This window comes from Microbacterium sp. P2_F9, assembly GCF_056403635.1.
The window spans coordinates 1-7709 of sequence record NZ_JBFUFC010000186.1; the positions used below are offsets into that span (position 1 = coordinate 1).

Below are 7709 nucleotides of genomic sequence, written 5' to 3' on the forward strand. Positions count from 1 at the left end.
CCCGGCGCGCGGACAGGCGGGGCGGGAACGGCCGGGCCGTGACCGGGGACCCACACGCCGCGCTCGGCGAGCCGGGCGCCTTCGCGGCCGAGCACGGCGGAGGGCGAGCCGTCCGCGACGACGCCCGCCTCGGCATCCAGCACGATCACCCTGGTGACGACCGGCAGCCAGACGTCGACCCGATGCTCGACCACAACCAGGGTCGAGGCCTGCGCGTCCAGGAGCGCCCCGACCGACGCGACCACCTCGCCGACGCCCTGCGGATCGAGATTGGCGGTGGGTTCGTCCAGAAGCAGGATGCCTGGGCGCATCGCCAGCGCGCCCGCCAGCGCGAGCCGCTGCTTCTGGCCGCCGGAGAGCGCCTTGGTGGGGCGATCCAGCGGCACCTCGAGTCCGACGGCGTCCAGTGCCGCCCGCACGCGCGGCCAGATCTCGGCCCGCGGGATGCCGAGGTTCTCGCACCCGAACGCCACGTCATCGCCGACCCGGGCGAGTACGACCTGGGCATCCGGGTCCTGCAGCACCAGCCCCGCCCGACCACGCGCGGCCGCGGCCGGCTCGCCGTCGATGAGGAGGGCTCCCTCGGACTCGCCTTCGTCGTCGCCGCCGAGCACACCCGCGAGTCCGTGCAGCAGCGTCGACTTGCCCGATCCCGACGCGCCGAGCAGCAGCACCCGCTCTCCTGGTTCGATGCGGAAGGAGAGATCCCGCAGCGCCCAGGCACGCCGGCTCGCGTGCCGCCAGCCCCAGCCGCGCGCCTCGACCGCGGCCGGAGCGACGGCGAGCGAATCGCCGGTCACGCTAGACGCGCGCGCGGACGGCCCGGCCGGAGGCGAAGCGGTCGAGCGCCCCGGTCCTGGCGAGTCCGCGCACCAGCACCCACGGCAGGGCGCCGGCGATGAGCGCACCCGAGATCGCGGTGCTCACGAGGTAGACGATCGTGAAGGCGAGGTCGGCCCCGGTGTACCACAGCACGAGGTTGTTGATCCCGCCCGCCAGCGCCGCGCCGATGCCGGCGAGGACCGCGACCGGCAGGGTCCAGACCCGGTAGCGGAAGGCGAGGAAGATCAGCTCGGCGCCGAGACCCTGGATGAGCCCCGCTTCGAGGGTGAGGAACCCGCCCCACACGTTGCCGATCAGCGCCGAGACGACCGCGGCGAGCACCTCGGTGTAGATAGCTGCACCGGGCTTGCGGATGATGAGGGCACCCAGCACTCCGGCGAACAGCCACGGGCCATCGAGCAGCCCCTGCAGGCCGGGGAGCAGCGACGACAGCAGGGCGCTCGGGCCGAGGTATCCGATATTCCAGAAGAGGAAGATCAGGCCCGAAGCGACGCCGATGACACTGGCGACGACGATGTCGACGATCCGCCATTGCAGGCGCGATCCGACCGGTGCGGGGACCGTGGGGGCGGACGCAGACGCGTTCATAGTTCTCCTTCCTGCGCTGGCATGACCCAGATCAGGTTCGACGGTCGAAGCTTGGTCGCTTCCTCTCAGCCCGGCACACCGGACTCCCGTGGTTATGGCGATGAGTATACCGCCGCCGCGGCACGGTACCTTAGGCGAGTGAACCCCCCCGACGCCGCGCCGCCGTCGCGCCGTGCGCTCCGCGGGCAGACGGGTACGGTCGTCCTCGACGACCCACTGCCGGCGCCGGAAGCGATACCACTGAAGGATTCGACGATGACGTCGACGAAGGTCACGAAGGTGAAGGACGCGCCTCCCGCGCGGGTCGCGTTCGGGTGGCTGGACGAGCAGTCCCTGCTGCTCGCGCCGGGCCCGGCGGCGGATCTCACCGCGGCCACGAGCCCGGTCATTCCGGTCGAGCCCGACCTGCTCGGCCGCGCGCCGCGCAGGTCTCCATTCCGTGCCGGCGTGCTCGTCCCGATCGCGGTCATCGCGATGCTCCTCAGCGCCTACTCCATCACGACCCTGCTGTGGCCGCTGACCGCCGTCGCACCCACGATCGCGGCGGTCCAGGTCGACTCCATCCCAGCCCCCGCCGCCGCGCCCGCGTGGCCTGCGCAAGGATCAGGGGCCGTCTCGGTCGCCGGCATCGACGGCGTCCTGGCCTCCACGACCGACACCGACTCCATCGCGAGCATCACGAAGGTGGTCACGGCCCTCCTCGTGCTCGACCGGCTGCCGCTCGGGCTCGGCGAGCAGGGCCCGGAGTATCACTTCACCTCGGCGGACCGCAGCCGCTACTACGGCTACCTGTCGCGGGGCGAGTCGGCACTGAACGTGCCGGTCGGCGGCTCGCTGACCGAGTACCAGATGCTCGAGGGCATGCTCATCGGCTCGGCGAACAACTATGCCGACCGCCTCGCCGGCGACATCTGGTCGACGGATGCCGTCTTCGCCAGCGCCGCCCGCGCGTGGATGGATGCGCACGGGGTGCCGGGACTCACCATCGTCGAGCCGACCGGCTTCAACTCCCGCAACGTCGGCAGTGCTGCGGCGCTGATCCCGCTGGCGCAGAAGGCCCTCGCGAACCCCGTGATCGCCGAGATCGTCGCGAAGACCTCGACCGAGCTGCCCGGCGCGGGACACGTGGAGAACACCAACAAGCTCCTCGCCGACCCTGGCGTGATCGGCGTCAAGACGGGGTCACTCGATCAGTTCAACCTCCTCGCCGCGAAGGACGTGACGGTCGGCACGACGCCGGTGCGCCTCTACGCCGACGTCCTCGGCCAGCCCGACGACGACGCCCGCTTCGAGGCCACCCGCGCTCTCTTCGCGCAGCTCGAGGCCGACCTGCAGACCGAGCCGTCGGTCACCCAGGGAACGATCGTGGGCGTCGTCGACACCGTCTGGGGCGAGCACGCGGATGTCGTGACGGATGCCGATGCCGCGGTCGTGCTGTGGAACAGCGGGGCCGGCGCGGTGTCGAGCACCTTCGACCTGGGCGAGAAGCGCGACAAGCGCGACGCCGTCGGCTCGGTCACCGTGACCGGGCCGCTCGACAGCAGCACGGTGGGCGCCCAGCTGGCGTCGGACATCAAGCCCCCCACCGCCTGGTGGCGACTCACCCACCCGTTGGAGCTCTTCGGCCTGGCCGGCTGAACGCGCGAGGTCGCGGCATCCGTCCTCAGACGAACCGGACCGCCTGCTGCAGGCGGGTGCGCACGTCGAACAGCTCGTTGCCGCCGAGGGCGCGCGCGCCGGTGAGCCCACGACGCAGCACCGTGGACAGGGCACTGCGGGAGACGACCGCAACGGGCGTGCCCTTCAGTCGGCCGAGCTCCTGGATCGGCCCGAGCAGGTCTTCGTCGGGCAGCACCACGATCGCGCCGCTGAAGCGCACCCCGGTGCCGCGGGCCATCGCCCGGATCGCGCCGAGCAGCCCGGTGATGGGCGGTCCGGGCATCGGCGCGCCGACCAGCTCGCTGCGGCGCACCCGCACCGGGCCGCCGAAGTCCTCGGACAGCACGCCGTACAGACCGCTCGGGCCCAGGACGATGTGATCGAGCTTCGCCTCCGGATTCGGGCCGCTCGAGACGTCGTGCCACACGGTGTAGCCCATGCCCAGGTCGGCGACGATCCCCGCGGTCGCCTCTTCGGCGAGTGCATCGGCGAGCAGGCGACGCAGGTGCTGCGGCGCGGAGCGGACGAGCACGGGATCGTACGGATCGGGCAGGGCGACGCCTCGGCCCACCCACTCCCGCATCAGGTCGAGGTAGCGCTCGCGGCGCCAGCCGCCCGGCTGGCCGTACGAGCGGGCGCGCGGGCGGGTGTCGGCGGGGGCCGACGGCGGACGCCAGGTCGGGGCATCCGGAGCGAAGGACGGGGCGGCGTGCGCACCGAACCCGTGACCTCGGTCGTACGCGGCACGCGCCTCGGGTGTTCCGACGAGCTCCCAGGCGCGCTGCACCTGGATGAACACGGCCGCGTCGCCGCCGGTGTCGGGGTGCGTCTGGCGCATCCGCAGGCGGTACGCCTTGCGCAGCGCCTCCTCGGAGGTAGCCGGATCGACCTCGAGCACCTCGTAGGCCGACGCGGACAGTGGGGAATCGAACATCAGGAGGCCGTCTCGTCCGCGCCTGATTCGGCAGGCGGCGGCTGCGTCACGCCCACAGCGGGATCGCGGGGACGTATGCGAAGGCGGATGCCGCGGTGTCCGGTGCCAGTTCGCCGATGGTCGCCGGCTGCCAGTGCGGCGACCGGTCCTTGTCGACGAGCTGGGCGCGGATCCCCTCGACGAGGTCGGGGTGGCTCGTGACGAACCACATCACCAGGCCGTACTCCTGCGCGAGCGCGGCGCGGAGGTCGGGGAGCTCGCGGGCGCGGCGGACCGCCGCGAGCGTCACCGCGAGGCCCGTGGGCGAGAGCGTGTCGAGCAGATCGGCGGTGGCGGATGCCTCGGCCTCCGGCCGCGCGCGGAGCCGCTCGACGATCTCGGCCACCGTCGGGGCGGCGAACGCGTCGTCGATCCAGGGCCGTGCGGCCTGCAGCGCGGACGGCCCAGGCGTCTCATCGAAGAGCAGCACCAGCTCGCCCGGTCCGGTGGGGTCGGCGCGGGTCTCCAGGGCGTCGCGCAGCCCCTCGAGGTTCTGGGACGGGACGAGCGTGTCCGCGAAGCCGGCGTAGATCGCGTCCGCGGCATCCATCGTTCCGCCGGTGAGCCCGAGGTACTCGCCGAGCCGCCCGGGCGCTCGACCCAGCAGCCAGGTGCCGCCGACGTCGGGGCAGAACCCGATGCGGGTCTCGGGCATGGCCAGCTTCGACCGCTCGGTCACCACCCGCAGCGATGCGTGGCCGGCGAGGCCGATGCCGCCGCCCATCGTGATGCCGTCCGCGAGGGCGACGATGGGCTTGCGGTACTCCGCGATGCGGGCGTTCACGGCGTACTCCGCGCGGAAGAACCGCGCGGCTCCTTCAGGATCGCCCGAGCCGATCTGATCGTAGAGATCCCGCACGTCGCCGCCGGCGCAGAACCCGCGGTCGCCCGCGCCGTCGAGCAGCACGACGTCGACGTCGGTGTCGTCGTCCCAGGTATCGAGCACCGCGCCGATGGCCTGGATCATGCCGAGATCGAGAGCGTTGATGGCCCGAGGGCGATCAAGAGTCAGCCGACCGAGCCCGCCTGCCGCCCGGGCGAGGATGCGTTGTTCGGCTTCGGGCGCGGTGTCGGTCACGATCGCAACGTTACCGCGCGGTGGATCACGTGCGCCGGGTGCCGTCGCAGCCATCATCGGCTCGAACGCACGCCCCGGCGGGGCGACCAACCAGTGCTTCCACGCGATGCCGAAGTCCCGTTGCGAAGCCCCTCGAAACCCCCCGCGTCCAGGTAACGCTCAGATAACGTCCAGAAAAGACGTGCAGGATCAGGGTTTTGTGTCCGCAGGTGCGGTCGCAGGCCGCCTTCCCGGTGGCGCGGACTACTGATACGGAACCCGAATTCATGCGCTCGATGACGTCCTTCACACCTGACCGCCGTACCCGTCGCCTGGTCGAACGGCGCGCTCGTCGCCGCCCGGCGATCCTCGCGGGAGCAGCCGCTGTCGGCGTCCTCACCCTCGTCGGATTCGCCGGCACGGTGCCGGTCTCGACGGCTGAGGCCTCCGTAACGCCCGTGAACTTCGCACTCGCTTCCTTCGCGACTTCCGCTCAGCCTGCTCCGGCAGTCACGGAGTCGACGGCCGACGCAGCATCGACCGACGCACACGAAGCGATCGCCGCCGCAGATGCGGCAGTCGCCGCAGCAGCGACCGTCACGGCCGACATCGCGGCGTCGGGACTTGACGTCGGCGTGCCCGACACGTCGGTCGACACCGCGAAGCTCGAGGACGCAGCGGATCGCCTCGACCTGGGCATCGACCACCTGCCCGCACCCCTGCTTCCCGATGTCACCGACGACGTCACCGCCCTTGTCGCGTCCGTCAGCGAGCAGGTGGCCGGACTCCGCGGCAGCCTCGACGCGGCGATTGCCCTCAAGGCTCAGCAGGAGGCGGAGGAGAAGGCGCGACGCGAGGCCGAAGCCGCTGCGGCTGCGGAGCGCGAAGCCGCATCAGCTGCGGCTGCAGCTGCGGGGCGCAAAGCCTCGTCGTCGTCATCCTCCCGCCCGACCGCCGCGATCCCTTCCGGCGGCGGCTCGGGCGACAACAGCCCCGCCGGCGCACAGGCGTCCGCGTACGCGATGTTCCCGAAATACGGCTGGGGTGACGACCAGTTCGGATGCCTTGTCGCGCTGTGGAACAAGGAGTCGGGCTGGAACTACCAGGCTTACAACCGCTCGAGCGGTGCCTTCGGCATCCCGCAGGCCCTTCCCGGCAGCAAGATGGGCAGCGCCGGCGCCGACTGGCAGTCGAACGCCGCCACCCAGGTCGCCTGGGGTCTCGGCTACGTCTCCGGACGCTACGGCTCGCCCTGCGGGGCGTGGTCGCACTCGCAATCGACCGGCTGGTACTGACGGGTCGAAGGGCGCGGGGCGAGGAGCCCCGCGCCCTTCGCCGCGTCTGCCGCGGCACGGCGCTCAACGCGCCGCAGGCTCGGTGCACAAAGTCCCGGCGAGAGCGTGAAGTTTCCGCAAAGATAGGGGAAAGTCACGACGACGAGAGGGTTCGGCATGCCCGAAGGACAAGTGCTGGAATTCTCCGCAGTCACCAAGCGCTTCGGCGCGGTGACCGCTGTCGACGGCTTCACCGCTCGCGTCGAGCCGGGGCTGGTCACTGGATTCCTCGGTCCGAACGGCGCCGGAAAGACCACGACGCTGCGCGTCCTGCTCGGGCTCGTCCGTGCCACGAGCGGTACCGCCACGATCGGCGGACTCCCCTACGCCAAGCTCGCGAACCCGCTGCAGTCCGTCGGCGCGGTGCTCGAGGCATCCAGCTTCCACCCCGGGCGCACCGCCGCCAATCATCTGAAGGTCTACGCCCAGGCCGMCGGCCTTCMCGCGTCCCGCGTCGATGAGGCGCTGGGACTCGTCGGTCTCGCGGATGTCGCGGGCCGCAAGGTCGGCGGATACTCCCTCGGGATGAAGCAGCGCCTCGGACTCGCCTACGCACTGCTCGGCGATCCGGGCGTGCTCGTGCTCGATGAGCCGGCCAACGGCCTCGACCCTGAGGGCATCAAGTGGATGCGCGGACTGCTGCGCGACCTCGCCCGTCAGGGTCGGACCGTGCTCGTCTCGTCGCACCTGCTCGCCGAGGTGCAGCAGACCGTCGACTCGCTGCTGATCATCGCCACCGGACGGCTCGTGTTCCAGGGGGCCCTGGATGAGCTCACCAACCCCGACGAATTCGCGACGGTCGTCGATTCGCCCGACCGGTCCGCCCTGGCCGGAGTGCTGACCGCGGCGGGCGTCGAGGTCGAGGTGCTCCGCTCCGGCCTCACCGTGCGCGGCCTGGATCCGGTGAGCGTCGGCCGACTCGCCGCGGACGCCGGCGTTCCGCTCTCGTCGCTGCAGCGCCGTGGTCCCGCACTCGAAGAGGTCTTCCTCGACCTGGTCAACGGTGTGCGGGTGCACGCGAGCGCCGCCGGGGCGGGCGTTGCTGCCTCAGGGGCGGGTATTGCTGCTGCCGCCGCGGTCGAGGCGGCAGACGCTGACGACGCCGAAGCGGCTCCCGCGGAAGAGGCGACCGAAGCGGAGGCGACCGAAGTCGCCGCGGAGGCGGACGCTGGYGCCCCGGTCGCGGCGGGTGCCGCCGCAGCCGCCGTGCTCGCCGGCGATTCCGCAGACGCCGACGCCGACAACGACACGGAAG

The 7709-nt window shown here is 71.9% G+C and carries 7 protein-coding genes and 1 riboswitch; of the genes, 3 read left to right on the forward strand and 4 right to left on the reverse strand.

All coding sequences use genetic code 11. The features are described 5' to 3' along the window. A partial coding sequence (locus AC1DVT_RS16020) for an ABC transporter ATP-binding protein (protein WP_477389986.1) occupies nucleotides 1-800 on the reverse strand: 800 nt, incomplete at its 3' end. Nucleotide 801: 1 nt separating this feature from the next. After that, nucleotides 802-1431, reverse strand: coding sequence for an ECF transporter S component (locus AC1DVT_RS16025; RefSeq protein ID WP_477389987.1), 630 nt, complete (start codon nucleotides 1429-1431; stop codon nucleotides 802-804). Beyond that, nucleotides 1423-1531: riboswitch (TPP riboswitch) on the reverse strand. (Overlaps the previous gene by 9 nt.) A 155-nt stretch (nucleotides 1532-1686) precedes the next feature. Between AC1DVT_RS16025 and AC1DVT_RS16030 the strand changes: the two genes are divergently transcribed. Continuing rightward, on the forward strand, nucleotides 1687-3069 hold the full coding sequence (locus AC1DVT_RS16030) for a D-alanyl-D-alanine carboxypeptidase family protein (protein ID WP_477389988.1): 1383 nt from the start codon (nucleotides 1687-1689) through the stop codon (nucleotides 3067-3069). Between the two features lie 25 nt (nucleotides 3070-3094). Here AC1DVT_RS16030 and AC1DVT_RS16035 read toward each other — a convergent pair whose 3' ends face one another. Together AC1DVT_RS16035 and AC1DVT_RS16040 are read right to left on the reverse strand one after the other, a co-directional pair. Continuing rightward, a complete protein-coding gene (locus AC1DVT_RS16035) occupies nucleotides 3095-4024 on the reverse strand; it encodes a J domain-containing protein (protein ID WP_477389989.1) in 930 nt (309 codons plus the stop codon). Nucleotides 4025-4070: 46 nt separating this feature from the next. Next, complete coding sequence (locus AC1DVT_RS16040) at nucleotides 4071-5141, reverse strand: enoyl-CoA hydratase/isomerase family protein (protein WP_477389990.1); 1071 nt, start codon at nucleotides 5139-5141, stop codon at nucleotides 4071-4073. A gap of 275 nt (nucleotides 5142-5416) precedes the next feature. Here AC1DVT_RS16040 and AC1DVT_RS16045 point away from each other — a divergent pair, with 275 nt between their 5' ends. Together AC1DVT_RS16045 and AC1DVT_RS16050 are read left to right on the forward strand one after the other, a co-directional pair. Beyond that, entirely contained in the window at nucleotides 5417-6415 is a 999-nt protein-coding gene (locus AC1DVT_RS16045; RefSeq protein ID WP_477389991.1) for an aggregation-promoting factor C-terminal-like domain-containing protein, read from the forward strand. A 156-nt stretch (nucleotides 6416-6571) separates the two neighbouring features. Beyond that, on the forward strand, nucleotides 6572-7709 hold a 1138-nt coding region (locus AC1DVT_RS16050; RefSeq protein ID WP_477389992.1), incomplete at its 3' end, for an ATP-binding cassette domain-containing protein.